This window comes from Rothia nasimurium (assembly GCF_928382285.1).
Lineage (GTDB): Bacteria > Actinomycetota > Actinomycetes > Actinomycetales > Micrococcaceae > Rothia > Rothia nasimurium_E.
Genome location: NZ_CAKMSS010000010.1, coordinates 1 through 15,053 on the forward strand (window position 1 = coordinate 1; position 15,053 = coordinate 15,053).

General features: G+C 59.7%; 15 protein-coding genes and 1 tRNA gene. 14 read left to right on the top strand and 2 right to left on the bottom strand.

The genetic code is table 11. From position 1 onward, the window contains the following. Nucleotides 1-483: 483 nt before the first annotated feature. From L6758_RS09715 to ilvA, 13 genes are all read left to right on the top strand, one after another. A complete protein-coding gene (locus tag L6758_RS09715) occupies nucleotides 484-1,110 on the top strand; it encodes an ABC transporter ATP-binding protein (protein WP_237205934.1) in 627 nt (208 codons plus the stop codon). A 195-nt stretch (nucleotides 1,111-1,305) separates the two neighbouring features. After that, the gene (locus L6758_RS09720; RefSeq protein ID WP_237205933.1) at nucleotides 1,306-1,968 is read left to right on the top strand and encodes an FtsB family cell division protein; all 663 of its coding nucleotides are present in this window, start codon (nucleotides 1,306-1,308) and stop codon (nucleotides 1,966-1,968) included. 43 nt (nucleotides 1,969-2,011) lie between these two features. Further along, on the top strand, nucleotides 2,012-2,593 hold the full coding sequence (locus tag L6758_RS09725; protein ID WP_237205932.1) for a DUF501 domain-containing protein: 582 nt from the start codon (nucleotides 2,012-2,014) through the stop codon (nucleotides 2,591-2,593). A gap of 63 nt (nucleotides 2,594-2,656) precedes the next feature. Further along, on the top strand, nucleotides 2,657-3,613 hold the full coding sequence (locus L6758_RS09730; RefSeq protein ID WP_237205931.1) for a Ppx/GppA phosphatase family protein: 957 nt from the start codon (nucleotides 2,657-2,659) through the stop codon (nucleotides 3,611-3,613). A gap of 9 nt (nucleotides 3,614-3,622) precedes the next feature. Continuing rightward, complete coding sequence (locus tag L6758_RS09735) at nucleotides 3,623-5,053, top strand: S8 family peptidase (protein ID WP_237205930.1); 1,431 nt, start codon at nucleotides 3,623-3,625, stop codon at nucleotides 5,051-5,053. A 190-nt stretch (nucleotides 5,054-5,243) separates the two neighbouring features. Further along, the gene (locus tag L6758_RS09740; protein ID WP_237199316.1) at nucleotides 5,244-6,629 is read left to right on the top strand and encodes an NAD(P)/FAD-dependent oxidoreductase; all 1,386 of its coding nucleotides are present in this window, start codon (nucleotides 5,244-5,246) and stop codon (nucleotides 6,627-6,629) included. 68 nt (nucleotides 6,630-6,697) lie between these two features. Continuing rightward, nucleotides 6,698-6,771: transfer RNA gene (locus tag L6758_RS09745), tRNA-Leu, on the top strand. Between the two features lie 315 nt (nucleotides 6,772-7,086). Next, nucleotides 7,087-7,629, top strand: a complete 543-nt coding sequence (locus tag L6758_RS09750; protein WP_237205929.1) for a DUF2975 domain-containing protein — start codon at nucleotides 7,087-7,089, stop codon at nucleotides 7,627-7,629. Next, the gene (locus tag L6758_RS09755) at nucleotides 7,616-7,849 is read left to right on the top strand and encodes a helix-turn-helix domain-containing protein (protein ID WP_237199318.1); all 234 of its coding nucleotides are present in this window, start codon (nucleotides 7,616-7,618) and stop codon (nucleotides 7,847-7,849) included. Before L6758_RS09750 ends, L6758_RS09755 begins: the two co-directional genes overlap by 14 nt. A 213-nt stretch (nucleotides 7,850-8,062) precedes the next feature. After that, entirely contained in the window at nucleotides 8,063-8,941 is an 879-nt protein-coding gene (locus tag L6758_RS09760) for an HAD hydrolase family protein (protein ID WP_237205928.1), read from the top strand. 112 nt (nucleotides 8,942-9,053) lie between these two features. After that, nucleotides 9,054-9,956, top strand: a complete 903-nt coding sequence (locus tag L6758_RS09765; protein ID WP_237205927.1) for a Bax inhibitor-1/YccA family protein — start codon at nucleotides 9,054-9,056, stop codon at nucleotides 9,954-9,956. Nucleotides 9,957-10,107: 151 nt separating this feature from the next. Continuing rightward, a complete protein-coding gene (locus L6758_RS09770) occupies nucleotides 10,108-11,361 on the top strand; it encodes an AI-2E family transporter (protein WP_237205926.1) in 1,254 nt (417 codons plus the stop codon). Nucleotides 11,362-11,380: 19 nt separating this feature from the next. Further along, nucleotides 11,381-12,640 (top strand): threonine ammonia-lyase, encoded by a 1,260-nt coding sequence (ilvA, locus tag L6758_RS09775; protein WP_237205925.1) that lies wholly within the window; start codon nucleotides 11,381-11,383, stop codon nucleotides 12,638-12,640. 217 nt (nucleotides 12,641-12,857) lie between these two features. On the opposite strand, the gene greA is transcribed toward ilvA, so the two are convergent. Further along, nucleotides 12,858-13,358: a transcription elongation factor GreA gene (greA, locus tag L6758_RS09780; RefSeq protein ID WP_237205924.1), complete on the bottom strand. Its 501-nt coding sequence runs from the start codon at nucleotides 13,356-13,358 to the stop codon at nucleotides 12,858-12,860. Nucleotides 13,359-13,513: 155 nt separating this feature from the next. Then, on the bottom strand, nucleotides 13,514-13,924 hold the full coding sequence (locus L6758_RS09785) for a DUF4307 domain-containing protein (RefSeq protein WP_237205923.1): 411 nt from the start codon (nucleotides 13,922-13,924) through the stop codon (nucleotides 13,514-13,516). Between the two features lie 151 nt (nucleotides 13,925-14,075). On the opposite strand from L6758_RS09785, the gene mca reads away from it, so the two are divergent. Then, nucleotides 14,076-15,035, top strand: coding sequence for a mycothiol conjugate amidase Mca (mca, locus tag L6758_RS09790; protein ID WP_237205922.1), 960 nt, complete (start codon nucleotides 14,076-14,078; stop codon nucleotides 15,033-15,035). Nucleotides 15,036-15,053: the final 18 nt, after the last annotated feature.

Sequence of the window (15,053 nt, forward strand, 5' to 3'; positions counted from 1 at the left end):
GTGGTACGGTGGTGGTGCAACGGTTCCTCCGGTGCGGTGCTGAGAATATTACTGGCGTTTTATCCTCTAGGTTGCCGTGTGGTGGGGCCGTTGTCTAGTTGGTGGGTTGGATTTTTGAATAAGCCTCCTAGTCTTTTACCTACTATCAGGAATCTTGCTTGTAGTTTCACTGATAGCCTTGGTTTACACCAGAGCACTTACTTGGGCTCGGTCTCAACGCGAGAGTATCTTTATTCTTCGTTGTGCCGGTAAGAGTTACCAAAAAATCGTAAATAATCCTCTACATGTTCAGGTAGGGTACGGTGCTGGAGCTTTGCTACTTGGAGCAGTCCTTGCTATAAGCATCGGTTCCTATTCAACTGCTATAGATGGAATACAGTCCTTCATCCTTATGCTAGGGCTCTATCTACTGCTCCTGGTATCTTCCTATATTTTTGTTACCCGTCGTGAATTCAAATCTGCTGTACTGCGAGAGGAACAATCATGACCCACCTTGAGGCACAAAATATCACTGTAGTTATAAGAGAGAGAAAAATTATTCAGGAAGTTTCGCTTTCTGCTATGCCGGGGCAGATTACGGCGCTTACAGGAGTCAGCGGCAGCGGTAAAAGCACTCTACTAGCTACCCTCGGTCTTCTCGTAACACCAACATCGGGAAAAGTTACTATTGATGGCCATGACACAAGCCCATGGCCAGAGAAGAAACGGGCCCAGTTTTGGGCTCAGAAGGCAGCCTTCATATACCAGGATTACGGAACATTGACTGATGAAACAGTCGGCGCAAATGTAACCCTCTCAGACCGGGATTTTAAACGTAACCGCCAGACTGTCGAAGAGGCCCTAACCCAGGTAGGGCTGGAAGGGCGTAGTCTAGAACCCGCAACCGTACTTTCTGGAGGTGAAAAACAGCGACTAGGCATTGCCCGGGCCTTGTATAAAAGGGCTGATGTTCTCTACGCTGATGAGCCCACAGCTTCACTAGATCACCATAATAGCCAACTAATATATGACTTACTCAGACAAAGAGCAGACGCCGGTGCTACGGTACTTGTAGCAACTCACGATGACTGGCTCATCTCACGTTGCGATGCTGTCTACCAACTGCCGTAAACAAAGAAACAAGGTAGACAATATGCCTTGTCTGCCCACTCTCTAAGGTAAGAGAGTAAGGACGCCCGTGCCCCGGCCAGGTTGCCCCTGTCCGGGGTACTGCCCTTTAAGGACGGGGGCAGGAACCGTTCAGCGGGGGCCCAGTTCAGGCGGTAAAATAGGAAAATCACGGACGAGAGGGCAGGAAGAGCACTTATGGCACGCACACCGGGTAAGAAACCCAACCCCATCGCAGCCTTTTTTGGCTTCGGGCTGGGGAAGCCGGCGTCCGCCCCCTCTCGGGAAAAGCAGGCCAAACCCCGCCGTGCCCGGGCAGCTAAGCCCCTGCGCACCGAGACCACCGCAGAAACCCCCTCGCAGGAGCTGGCCACCCCGGTAGCCGCCCACTCCTTTAGCGGGCACTTCATCACCTTCGCCATCGTGCTGGTGATTATCGCCCTGTCGGTCTACACCCCGCTGACCTCCTTCCTTCGCCAGCAAAACGAAATCAACGACGCCAAGGCCAGCATCGCCGCCCTGCAAGCCGAGCAGGACTCGCTGAACGCCCAGGTCAGCTGGTGGCAGGACGACAACTACGTCAAGCAACAGGCCCGCAGCCGTCTCTTCTACGTACAACCGGGGGAGACCCCCTACCTGGTGGTAGGCGTGGACTCCACCAGCGAACTGGCGGACGACACCAGTGCGGCCGCTAAAACCGCCCCCGAAGACTCCTGGACCACCAAACTCTGGGGCTCCCTGCAGCTGGCCGCCGAAGACACCTCCGTCAGCAGCCCCGCCCCCGAGAGCTCAAGCAGCCCGAGCGTCAGCACCTCGGCTACCCCGAGCGCAGAGCCCACCGCTACCGCCACCACCCGCTAGCGCCGGTAGACTAGAAAAACCAGCACCACCCTCTAAGGACACCATGACCACACCCGCAAGCACCGAGCATCAGCCCCAGGGCTTCGGCGTCACCGCCGAAACCCTCACCCCCACCGAGCTTGACCTGAAAGTGCTCTCAGCCCAGCTGGGGCGCACCGTGCGCGATGTCGTAGAAATCCCGGCCCGCTGCGTCTGCGGCAACCCCCTGGTCGCCGCCACCGCCCCGCGCCTGGCCAACGGCTCACCCTTCCCTACCACCTTCTACCTGGCCCACCCCGTTATCACCGCCGCAGCCTCCCGCCTCGAAGCTGAGGGCGCTATGTACGAGATGACCGATGAGGTCACCGACGACGAGAGCAAGGCAGCCGCCTACCGGGGCGCCCACGAGAACTACCTGGCAGAGCGCGAACGCATTCGCGTCAAGGCCGGTCTAGAAGAAGTGCCCGAAATTGAGGGCGTTTCAGCCGGTGGCATGCCCACCCGCGTCAAGTGCCTGCACGCCGTGCTTGGCCACACCCTGGCTGTTGGCCGCGGCATCAACCCCTACGGGGATGCAACCCTTGATCTGATTGCCGAGTGGTGGACCCCCGAAACCTGCCACTGCGACCCCGCCTGGCGCAACTAGTCGCCCACCGGCGTCCGCCCCATACATCACCTATACCTGCCCTACGAGTCACCGGGAGTAACCATGCGCGTTGGCGCTATCGACTGCGGAACCAACTCAATTCGCCTGCTCATCGCCGAGGCCGAAGCCACCGAAGAGGGCTTTGTGCTCACCGACCTTGAGCGTCGCATGAAAATTGTGCGCCTGGGCAAGGGCGTGGACGCCACCGGCTGGCTGGCCAAAGAATCCCTGGAACGCACCTTTGCCGCGGCCCGCGAATACGCCGACCTGCTGCGCGAGTACGGGGTAGAGCACGTACGCTTTGCCGCCACCAGCGCCACCCGCGACGCGGGCAACCGCCAAATCTTTATCGACGGAATCCGCGAGATTCTTGGGGTAGAACCCGAGGTCATTACCGGGCGGGAAGAGGCAGAACTGTCCTTTGCAGGTGCCGTCTCGTCGGTGGGTAACACCGACGAGATGACCCTGGTGATTGACCTGGGCGGCGGCTCCACCGAGTTCGTGCTGGGAAACAAGGACGGCCTGGCCGCAGCTCGTTCGGTTGATATCGGCTGCGTGCGTATGACCGAACGCCATATTAGCTCCGACCCTGCCAATGTCACCCAGGTTTCCCGCGTCATTGCAGATACCGACCGGGCTATTGCAACCGCAAGTGCCTCCGTTGACCTATCGGCGGCCCGCCGCGTTGTGGGCGTGGCGGGAACCGTCACCACCGTGGCAGCCCACGCGATGGGGCTTGACGCCTATGACCCCGAAAAAATCGACCGCGCCGAGATCGCCATTAAGGACATCTCCCGGGCCGCTGCCGATATGGTCGCTATGACCAGCGCCGAGCGTGCCGCCCTGCCCTACATGCACGAGGGCCGGGTAGACGTCATTCCGGCAGGGTCGGTTGTCTGGGCCCGCATCGTTGAGCGCATCAGCGCCCTCACCGGGGGAGCGGTCACCAGCGCTATCGCTTCAGAAAAAGACATCCTCGATGGTCTGGCCCTGTCGGTTGCCGAACGTGCCAGCCGCTAGGAGCCGTCCATGGCCTTTCGGCGACTTCCCACCGGCACCGCCCTGCTTGCAAGTGGCCTGGCTCTAGCCACCGCCCTGGCGCTCGGTGCCCTCCCTGCCCGAGCCACCACGGCGAGCCCCTCGGCTAGCACCAGCGCCAGCGCCACAGCAAGTGCGTCAGCCAGCGCTACCTCAAAGGCCAGTGCCAGCCCCAGCGCCCTGGCCTCGGTACCCACCATCGCTACCCCCAAGGGCGACTCAATCCGCGCCCGCGAGTACTGGCTCACCCAGTACGGCTTTACCGACCTGTGGAGCGAAACCACCGGCAAGGGTGTTACCGTCGCCGTCATCGACACCGGTGTGGACGGCACCCACCAAGACCTCACCGGTAACGTGGTGAGCGGCTACGATGCCTCGACCGGAACCACCAAGAACAAGGGCTGGAAGGGTCTGGGCGTTGAACCCGAACACGGCACCCTGGTTGCCTCTGTGATCGCAGGCCACGGCCACGATGACGGCATCACTCCCGCTAATTCCGGCGAACCCGGCGAGTCCGCAGGCATGATCGGGGTAGCACCCGATGCCACCATTTTGCCTATTTCTCTAGAACTCGGTACCACCAGTGCCACCACCCGCTCGGTCGACGAGCAGATTCCGGACGCCGTGCGCTACGCCGTCGATAACGGGGCCGATATCATCAACCTGTCTGTGGGCTCCGATAAAACCAGCTGGCCCGAATCCTGGGACTCTGCCTTTGCCTACGCCGAAGAAAAGGGCATCATTATCATCGCCTCTGCAGGCAACCGCGGTGCCGGGCTTACCCAGGTAGGCGCCCCCGCCACCATGCCCGGGGTACTCACCGTTGGCGGCGTCGATAAGAACAAGCAGGACTCCTGGTCCTCATCCTCGCAGGGCATCTCTATCGCGGTCTCAGCCCCCAGCGAGTCCATGATTGGCGCTATCCCCAACAACAAGTACGCCACCTGGTCAGGCACCTCAGCAGCCGCCCCCATCGTTGCCGGCCTTGCCGCCCTCATCATGGAAAAATACCCCGACCTGACCGGCAACCAGGTGATTCAGCGCATCATCGAATCCAGCGATGACGCCGGAGCGGACGGGCGCGATGCCCTCTACGGCTACGGCATCATCAACCCCAAAGCCGCCCTGGCCAGCTCCACCCCGGACGACACCGACACCAACCCGCTCGGCTCCATGAGCGACTGGATCAACGTCCACCGCAAAAACACCGCCTCAGCTGTGCCCAGCGCCAGCGAAACCCCCGTGCACCAGGCCGGCGAAACCATCACAGAAGCAGCCGCCCCCACGCCCGTCCGCCCCGTTGAAGACTCCGGCATCCTGCCCTTCATCGTGCTCGCCGCCTTCGCCCTCTGGGTCGGCATCATCACCTTCGGCTCCATCCACCAGCTCACCAACATCATCAAACGCAGCCGTCGCCGCTAGCCCGCGCCCACCTCATCTAGTCTTCATCAAATCTTCACCCCGCTCTGAAAGGCTAGACACCGGCAGGGCAAGAAACGCTCACAGCAAATACACCGCCCAAAACTATGCTTAAACCCCGCAAAAGTGGCAATATAAGCATGGAGACTTTTTGCCGGAACACCGGCACTACACCAACAGGAAGTTAACTCGCATGGCATTCAACAAGATTGCACAGGACCGCCCCCGCGTCCTCATCGTCGGCGGCGGCTACGTCGGCTTCACCGTCGCAAAGAAGATCCAGAAGGTCATCAAGGAGTCCGGTGGCGTCGTCACCGTTGTCGACCCCAACCCCTACATGACCTACCAGCCCTTCCTCCCCGAAGTAGCTGCAGGCTCCATGGAAGGCCGCAACGCCACCGTACCCCTGCGCCAGCACCTGCGCGACTCAGAAATCATCGGCGGCCGCGTCGTAGCAATCAACCACGCTACCAAGACCGCAACCATCGAACCCATCAACGCCGGTGAAACCTTCGAACTGACCTACGACGAAATCGTCCTGGGCGCAGGCGCCGTCACCCGTGCCTTCCCCATCCCCGGCCTGGCCGAGGTTGCCATCGGCATGAAGACCGTTGAAGAAGCAGTCTCCGTCCGCAACTGGGTACTCGAGCGCATCGAAATCGCCTCCCTCACCACCGACGAGGACGAGCGCCGCCGCGCCCTCACCTTCGTCATCGTCGGCGGCGGTTTCGCAGGCGTCGAAACCATCTCCGAACTTGAAGACATGGCTCGCGAAGCCGTCAACCGCAACGACCGCCTGCGCATCTCAGACCTGCGCTTCGTCATGGTCGAAGCAGCCCCCCGCATCATGCCCGAGGTCCCCGCAGACCGCGCCGAAAAGGTTGTCGCTGAACTGCGCGCCCGCGGCATCGAGGTCCTGCTCAACACCTCACTCTCCGACGCCACCGACGGCCACCTGCAGCTGATCAACATGGGCGACAAGTCACCCGCCGGTGAACTCGACACCGACACCCTGATCTGGACCGCCGGCGTTGCAGCGTCCCCCATGCTCAAGGACACCGACTTCCCCATCGACGAGCGCGGCCGCGTCCGCGTACAGGCCGACCTGCGCGTTGCAGGTGATGAGGGCATCATCGAGGACGCCTGGGCAGCAGGCGACAACGCAGCTGTACCCGACCTCTCCGGTGGCGGCGTCGGCGGCTTCTGCGTCCCCAACGCTCAGCACGCCTCCCGCCAGGCCCTCAAGCTGGCAGAAAACCTGCTGGCCAAGCGCCGCGGCGAAGCACTGACCGACTACTACCACGAGACCATCGGCGTCGTTGCCGGCCTGGGCCTGTGGAAGGGCGTAGCTAACTTCAAGGGCAAGACCATCGGCGGCCCCATCGCCTGGCTCATGCACCGCGGCTACCACGGCACCGCTATCCCCACCACCGAACGCACCGCACGCGTCATGGCCACCTGGGCACTCAACCAGATCTTCGGCCGTGACACCTCATCGATCCGTCACCAGCGTTCACCCCGCCGTGCCTTCCAGCAGGCTACCGGCACCGCACCTGAGAAGACCAAGGCAAAGCTCTAGGAACTTTTCTGGTATAAATGTATAAGCGATAGCGCTCGCTGGGGTTCACCCGGCGGGTGCCCGCTCAAGGCCCTATAGCCCAATTGGCAGAGGCAGAAGACTTAAAATCTTTGTGTTCCGGGTTCGAGTCCCGGTGGGGCTACAAAAAAGAGAGTACGTCAAGCGCAAAGCGCAGGCGTACTCTCTTTTTTGTAGCCTGGCGTTAAGAAATTGCCCCAGTGGGGCAATTTCAGCCAGCTGAAACTGTACTGACGCCATAATGCGCGAAGCGCAGGCGTACTCTCTTTTTTGTAGCATGGGTGAACTGGGCGCCCCTGACTAATTCTGTTTAGGCTGAAGACTTGCACGGCATATCGATAAACGATAACATCGATAAACGATAGTATTGAAAAACGATATGTAAATGGTTGAGAGAGTTCATGCGAACAATCATCAATTAGTCAGAAAGGAAGCGACTGTGTCTACAGGTCCCCTTAGAAAGAAAAGCTTCTGGTCGTTTGACGTTACTGCATTGGCTATGTTGTGCACCCTATTTCTTGTCACTTACGTACTGAATGTATTTGTCGATCAGAAATTTCATACTTTCCTGAGCCCGGCAGTTGAAGGTGGTGTCAGTTTTGACCTTGCAGCTGGGGGACCCTTTGCATACTTAATGACAGGTTTTGTGCTCAAGTCGGCGAGCCTGCTAGTTGCCATTTGGGGGATGTGGTCCATGCTGAATCGCATTAAGAATGGTCAGCTGTACACCGAAGAGACATCACAACGTGCGGTTGTCGTTGCCTATGCGGTACTCGGCTGGCTGGTTGGCAGTGGCATTGAAGGCATGGGTAATAATTTCCTTGCGCACCGTCTTGGCCTGAACGACCAGTGGAGCGGTGGTCTACTCACCAATACTTCAGTCATGGTTCTTGTGTTCCTGCTGCTTGCGATGCTGTACGTCCTGCAGGGGTCGATTCGTCAGGCAATTGAGCTTCAGGAAGAGGTTGATGACCTTGTCTGAACCGGTTGAAAAGAGTGGCAAATACATCCACTGTAATTTGGGTGTTTTACTTGATCAGCGTTCTATGACATTGCTTGAGTTGTCAGACCGAGTTGGGGTGACAGTTGCTAATCTTTCTAAACTCAAAAACAATCGTGCGAAAGCTATACGGTTTAGTACGCTCCTTGCTATTTGTGATGTTCTAGAATGCTCGCCGGGCGACCTCTTGAGTATTGAATAGGGAACGACAGCGATTGTCACCCATCCCCCGAGAATGGGGGAGACTCTGGCTCACAAGCAAGATATTGTTTTGTTCACCCTATTCTTTCTCTCTTGACCCCGAGATAATCTATAGGGTCAAGAGAGAACGAGTAGGGTGAAGTTCTAGGTCCGGGAAAAGGACGCTGCGGCAGTAGTATCTGCGGCTCCTAGGGTTTTCGATAGAGTAGAAGCTATGAAGACACCTCATCTCTACGCTGTTGACCTCGATGGAACCCTGCTCACCGACCACAAAACCTACAAGCACGAGCAGCTGGACCGCGTCCTGACCCTGCTAGCTGAACAGGGCTCCTACCTGGCGGTAGCAACCGGCAACCAGATGCCAAAAATCGAGGAATACCTGGCCGGGTATGAACACCACAAGAATCTGTACTACATCGCAGAGAACGGTGCCATTATCCATAACCGGGGCACCGACTTAGCCCTGTGGGGTTTTAGCCCTGACCTGGTAAACCAGGCACTGACGGCTCTCGAGAACTTCCCTGCTCTGGGCATTATTCTGTCCTGCCGTCACCACTCTTTTGTTCCCAGCGACCGGCTAGCGACCATCGCCGGACGCGTGCACGAACAGGTCACCAAGGTCGGCATTGACCTGCCCGGCTGGGACCCGGAAAACCCCATCACCGCGATTCGTCCTTTCTACCCCAACGTAGAAGCCATCGACGACCCCACCACCATCACCGAAACTATCGTCAAGATCGCCCTGAACGCCGATCCCGACGAGGGAATCTACGAGACCATCGAAAAGCTACACGATGCCCTACCTGAAGGAATCGCAGCGACCTCCAGTGGCTTCGGGGCTATCGACCTGATTCTGGACGGCAACCACAAGGGCCACGGCCTGGCCTGGTTAGCTGAGCACCTGGGGCTGAGCGCCGAACAGACCACGGCCTTTGGCGACTCTGGCAACGACCTTGAAATGTTCCGCTACGCCGGGCGCGCTATCGCCATGGAGCACTCCGACCCGGCCCTCGCCCCGGTCACAGACCTAACCATTGGCTCCAACAACGACGGAGCCGTCCTCGACTTCCTCGAAGCCGAACTCACCGCCTAACCCCAGCCGCTCACGCCCTGAGAAAAACGGGAAGAAAAGCCGGCCAAGATTCGGTAGGGTAGAAGACAAGACATTTACCACGACTACTTATTACCACTAGGAGACAACAGCCGTGGCAGGTAACCCCCTGATTAACAACATGACGAAGCCCGCTGGCGATCCCCGCTTCGGGCAGTTCGGTGCTGGCGGCACCACCACCGCCAACCCCTACGGCCAGCAGGCCCAGAACCCCTACGGGACCTACCAGCAGGGTAGCTACACCCAGCAGGCCCCCTACGGGTACGAGAACCAGCAGGTATCAGCTGGCCAGCTCAACGACATGTATAACGCCGGTACCGCCGACCCCGTCGATACCAACCGCATCACCATCAACGACATCATCATGAAAACCGGCCTGAACCTGGGCCTGGTGGTAGTGGGCGCTGTACTCGCCTGGTACATGCCCATCCTCATGTTCGTTGGTTTCATCGGCGGCCTGGTACTGGGCTTCGTCAACGCCCTGAAGAAGAAGGTCTCACCTGCCCTGGTCATGACCTACTCGGTCATGGAAGGCCTGCTGGTTGGCGGTATCTCTCGCATGTTCGAGGCTTCCTACCCCGGTATCGTGCTTCAGGCAGTCATGGCAACCGTTATTGTCTTTGCTACTATTCTGGCGCTCTACAGCTCCGGAAAGGTGCGGGCAACCCCCAAGATGACCCGCTTCTTTATGATTGCGACGATTTCCTACGCTGTCTTCTGCCTTATCAACCTCGTAGCCTCACTCTTCTTCGGCTTCAACGCACGCGGCGTTGAGGTTATGGGCATCCCCCTGGGCCTAATTATCGGTCTCTTCGCCGTGCTGCTGGCCACCTACTCCCTGCTGCTCGACTTCACCCACGCCTCTGAAGCTATCAAGATGGGTGCTCCTGAGCGCGAATCATGGCGTATCGCTTTCGGTCTGATCGTGTCACTGGTCTGGCTCTACATCGAGATTCTGCGTATTCTCTACTACGTTCGAGCTATGGCAGACGACTAAAACCTAGACTCCTTCTAGAGCGCTAGAGATAAAATCCTCGCCCGGGGCAGAAGCAACTGTGCTTCTGCCCCGGGCGAGTTTCGTCACGCTTATGTCCGGGATACGAGCTAGCGCGGGGCAGATAGTAAGGAAACGTGGGAAGATAGAAAGTATGAGTGTCACTATTCCTGAACCCCCTGCCCGGCAGACCGCATCTGACCGTCAGGTGCCCTTTGCCCTGCAGATTGCAGCAGCCTGGTCTTGGCGTTTGATGATTGTGGGCATCGCGGCCGCAGCCCTCTACTGGATGCTGGCTAAGATCTCCCTGATCGTCATTTCGATTATGATTGCGGCCCTGCTCGCTGGCCTGATGTCGCCGGTGGTCTACTTCCTCCGCCGTAACCGCATCCACGCCGGTATTGCCACCGCAATTACCGAGGTCGGCCTGATTGCGGCTGTCGTCGGCCTGCTCGCCCTGGTCGGCCAGCAGCTCACCGCAGGCTTCTCATCCCTCTCAGACCAGGTGGTTGAGGGCTGGAACCAGATTGTTGCCATGCTCAACAACCTGCCCATCGACCTGGGGGCAGACAAGATTGACCAGTACATCAGCCAGCTGGTCACAACCTTGCAGGACAACACCTCCAGCATCCTCAACGGGGTAGCCAGCGTCGGTTCTACCGCAGCCGATATCGGTACCGGCATGGTAATTGTTCTCTTCACCCTCATCTTCTTCCTCATGGAAGGTGAACGGATCTGGCTCTTCATCGTCAAGCTCTTCCCCCGCAACGCCCGCCGCGCTGTCAACGGTGCTGGCCGTCGCGGCTGGACCTCACTGGTTTCCTACGTGCGCGTGCAGGTCTTCGTGGCCGCCGTTGACGCCATCGGTATTGGCCTCTCAGCCTTCTTCCTGGGCGTCCCCCTGGCGCTGCCCCTGGGCGTCCTGGTCTTCCTAGGCTCCTTCATTCCCGTCGTTGGTGCGCTACTGACCGGTGTTATCGCCGTCCTGCTAGCCCTGGTCGCTAACGGCCTGGTCAACGCCCTTATCATGCTGGCCATGGTGCTGATTGTGCAGCAGATTGAATCCAACATCCTTCAGCCTCTGGTTATGGGTAAGGCAGTTGCCCTGCACCCCCTGGCCGTCGTCATCGTTGTGGTCGCAGGCTCCATGCTCTACGGCATCGTCGGCGCCCTCTTCGCCGTGCCCGTCCTGGCCGTGGTCAACACCGTAATCCGCTACCTGGCTGGCCGCGAATGGGAGCACGACCCCCATATTCGCGAGGAGGAGTTCCTCTACCCCCACGAGATTAAACGCCGCGAGAAAAAGGCCATCGCTGAGAAGGTCAAGGAACGCCTCAACCGCATTAAGGAAGCCGAAAAGGCCGATGAAGATGCTCTAGAGGCCATTAACAACGGCGCCCAGAAGTAAGAGACAAGACGAGGTAACGATGCAAGAAGCACCCGCCCCGGTAGAGCTCCCCGTGAGCCTAAGCCAGATTGAAGACGCAGCCCGCCTACTCGATGGCGTCATTGAGCGCACCCCCGTGGCCCACTCACGCGCCCTGAGCGAGCAGATTGGCTCCGAGGTCTTCCTCAAATGTGAGAACCTGCAGCGCTCAGGCTCCTTCAAGGTACGCGGCGCCTACGTGCGCATGGCTAAGCTCACCGAGGCTGAAAAGGCCGTGGGCGTGGTGGCAGCATCGGCAGGTAACCACGCCCAGGGCGTGGCGCTGGCAGCCTCCCGCCTGGGCATCGCCGCCCGCATCTACATGCCCCAGGGTGCGGCCTTGCCCAAGATTGCAGCGACCCGCAGCCACGGGGCCGAGGTCGTGCTACACGGCGTGAACGTGGACGAAGCCCTGGCAGAAGCCAAACGCTACGCCGAAGAAACCGGTGCTGTCTTTGTGCACCCCTTCGACAACGAAGACATCATCGCAGGCCAGGGCACCCTGGGCCTAGAAATCCTGGAACAGGTTCCGGACGTTGACACCATCTTGGTGGGTGTCGGCGGCGGCGGCCTGCTGGCTGGGCTCTCCATCGCGGTGCGCTCGCTGGAAGAAAAGCTGGGTAAGAAAATCCGCATCATCGGCGTCCAGGCTGAGCACGCGGCAGCCTACCCGCCCTCTCTCGCGGCAGACGCCCTGGTGCCCCTGAAAAAGGTCTCCACCATCGCCGACGGCATCGCGGTGGGCCGCCCCGGCCAGCTGCCTTTCACCATCATCAAGAACCTGGTGGACGACGTGCACACCGTCTCTGAAGACGAAATTGCCCGCGCCCTCATCTTCCTGATGGAGCGCAACAAGCTGGTCGTTGAACCGGCCGGTTCGGTCTCGGTGGCGGCGGTCATGAGCGGGTCCCTCAAGGAAAAGTACGGTGATTTGGGCACCACAGTCTGCCTGCTCTCAGGCGGCAACATCGACCCCATGCTCATGCTCAAGGTTATCCAGCGAGGTCTCTCAGCTGCGGGTCGCTACATGACCATCAAGCTCATGCTCAACGACCGCCCCGGCGAGCTCACCACCATCTCCCGCATCATCTCGGAGCACGACGCCAACGTCACCGGCGTGGACCACACCCGCCTGGGCGGCGCCCTCTCTATGGGCGATGTCTCCATCACCATCGACATGGAAACCAAGGGCGTAGAGCACTGCCAGGAAGTCATCGCGGCCCTAGAAGCTGAGGGCTACAAGCCGATCGTGGTTTACTAAAAGATTTCTGAGACGCAGAATATTTGCCTTTGCCTGCGACCCTCTCACCGGTTCGCTGCGCTCACAAGTGATTCACGCCAGCCCCGAAAGCCAGCAGGCTGCCGGCAAATATCCTGCGTCTAAATCTTGCCCCTCAACGCAAACTGAAGCCCGGGCGTCCGCCCCCTACAGAAGGGGAAGGACGCCCGGGCCTCGGTCTATCTGCCTGCGGCGGGTTTTAGCCCTGGAAGGGCTTAGCTGAGATGATCTTGACGGGGATCTGCTTGCCGTTGGGGGCTTCGTAGGAGAGCTCGTCGCCTACCTTGTGGCCGTTGATAGCGGCGCCCATGGGGGACTTCTCGGAGAAGACCTGCAGGTCGGTGCCGCCGACCAGGGTGTCGGCTACTTCGCGGGAGCCGAGCAGGAAGGTCATGGTCTTGCCCGCGATGTTCGCTTCAACAACCATGCCGGGCTCAACCACACCGTCGTCGGCGGCGGGCTTGTCTGAGACCTGGGCGGTTTCGAGCAGGTGCTGCAGCTGCTTGATACGGCCCTCGTTCTTGCCCTGCTCTTCGCGGGCTGCGTGGTAGCCGCCGTTTTCCTTCAGGTCGCCTTCGTCGCGGGCTGCTGAGATACGGTCGATGATTTCCTGGCGGTAGGGGCCTGAGAGGTGTTCAAGCTCAGCCTTGAGCTTGTCGTAGGCTTCCTGGGTGAGCCATGCGCCTTCGTTTTCTGCCATGTGTTTACTCCTTGTAAGCAAGGCCCCGCAGCCGGTGCGGCTGGGGACCGTTGGTGCGGACGGAGCGGAACGCCCCGTGTAAAAGGTCAGTCGTGAGCCTAGTCTACCCATAGGCGGGGTAAGCTCCCTAACTTTACCCCTAGAGAGAAAGGGAGCTAGTCAACCTTCCAGCAGCTATCGACGGTGGCTGTGGTTGCTTCGCCCAGTACCCTGAACTGAACGGTCTGTACCGAAATGCCGTTGCCGTTTTCATCGGCGTAGGGGCCAATCGCGACTTCTTTCCAGCCGACGGGGGCACCCGAGGTGTTGAGGGCCTTGACCGCGCAGACCGCGGTATCTTCGGCCCGTTTACTGACCTCAAAGGTTACTGAGACTTCGTCGGCACTGGTCAGGGTAAAGCCAACGTCGCGGCCGGTGGGCTCGTCGCTGGAGTCAGCCTGCACCCAGAACACAAAAGCGCCCCCCACAAGTACCGCTACCAGGGCCAGCACATACCAGAACCACTGGGGCAGGGCCCGACGCTGGCGGACGGTGCCGTAACGGGCAGATAGGTCAGGGGCGGTCATCAAGCCCACACCTTTCATACGGGGTAATAGAGAAAATGAGGAGCCCCACCACGCCAGGTAGAATTGACCAGTGTCTTTGAATGCGGGTTCCTTCCTCATTTACGATACCCCAAACATTACTCGAGCCACCTTCGCACTAATGGAGTTTTGCATGAGCAACACTGAATCACCCGCACCCGGCTTTGACCCCTCCCTGCTAGCGCCGCTCAAGGACGACTACACCGGCCTGCGTATTCTGGCAGTCCACGCCCACCCCGATGATGAGTCCTCAAAGGGGTCCTCAACCATGGCAGCCTACGTGGCCCGCGGGGCCCGCGTCATGGTGGCATCGATGACCGGTGGCGAGCGTGGCGATATCCTCAACGAAGCGGTTAAGAGCAACCCGGCTGCCCACCGTGACCTGGCGGGCGTCCGCCGTCTTGAGATGAAGCGGGCCGCCGCCGTGCTGGGTATTGAGCACCGCTGGATCGGTTTTGTTGATTCGGGCCTGCCCGAGGGTGACCCCCTGCCCCCGCTGCCCTACGGCTCTTTTGCCAGCCTACCCCTGGAGCAGGCGTCCGCCCCGCTGGTGCGCCTGGTGCGAGACTTTAAGCCCCACGTCATCCTCACCTACGACGAAATCGGCGGCTACCCCCACCCCGACCACATCATGACCCACCGGGTCTCCATGGAAGCCTTCGAGAGGGCGGGGGATGCGGACGCCTACCCCGGTACCGGAGAGCCCTGGCAGGTCTCAAAAATCTACTACGACCGGGCCTTCAACTACGACCGCATGCTGGCCTTCCACCACTATCTCGAAGAAGCAGGCCTGGAGTCACCCTTTGCGCAGTGGATTGCTATGTCAATGGAAGAAGACATTGAGGGTCACCGTCCGCCGGTCTCCCGCCACCAGACCACCACCCGGATCTCATCGGCAGACTTCTTTGAGAAACGAGATGAGGCCCTGCACGCCCATCAGTCCCAGGTCGCCCCGGACTCAGCCTTCTTTGCCGTCTCTCCCGAGATGCAGCGTAAAATCTGGCCTTTCGAAGACTACGTGCTGGCCCACAGCCGGGTGAAGAGCGAGGTGCCGGAAACCTGCTTCTCAACCGGTATCGACTACCGCTCCTAAAGAGCAGGAAAGGCCCAG

Coding starts and splice junctions, on each gene's coding strand:
- L6758_RS09715 (WP_237205934.1), top strand. CDS start 484: ATGACCCACCTTGAGGCACAAAATATCACTGTAGTTATAAGAGAGAGA.
- L6758_RS09720 (WP_237205933.1), top strand. CDS start 1,306: ATGGCACGCACACCGGGTAAGAAACCCAACCCCATCGCAGCCTTTTTT.
- L6758_RS09725 (WP_237205932.1), top strand. CDS start 2,012: ATGACCACACCCGCAAGCACCGAGCATCAGCCCCAGGGCTTCGGCGTC.
- L6758_RS09730 (WP_237205931.1), top strand. CDS start 2,657: ATGCGCGTTGGCGCTATCGACTGCGGAACCAACTCAATTCGCCTGCTC.
- L6758_RS09735 (WP_237205930.1), top strand. CDS start 3,623: ATGGCCTTTCGGCGACTTCCCACCGGCACCGCCCTGCTTGCAAGTGGC.
- L6758_RS09740 (WP_237199316.1), top strand. CDS start 5,244: ATGGCATTCAACAAGATTGCACAGGACCGCCCCCGCGTCCTCATCGTC.
- L6758_RS09755 (WP_237199318.1), top strand. CDS start 7,616: ATGACCTTGTCTGAACCGGTTGAAAAGAGTGGCAAATACATCCACTGT.
- L6758_RS09760 (WP_237205928.1), top strand. CDS start 8,063: ATGAAGACACCTCATCTCTACGCTGTTGACCTCGATGGAACCCTGCTC.
- L6758_RS09770 (WP_237205926.1), top strand. CDS start 10,108: ATGAGTGTCACTATTCCTGAACCCCCTGCCCGGCAGACCGCATCTGAC.
- ilvA (WP_237205925.1), top strand. CDS start 11,381: ATGCAAGAAGCACCCGCCCCGGTAGAGCTCCCCGTGAGCCTAAGCCAG.
- greA (WP_237205924.1), bottom strand. CDS start 13,358: ATGGCAGAAAACGAAGGCGCATGGCTCACCCAGGAAGCCTACGACAAG.
- L6758_RS09785 (WP_237205923.1), bottom strand. CDS start 13,924: ATGACCGCCCCTGACCTATCTGCCCGTTACGGCACCGTCCGCCAGCGT.
- mca (WP_237205922.1), top strand. CDS start 14,076: ATGAGCAACACTGAATCACCCGCACCCGGCTTTGACCCCTCCCTGCTA.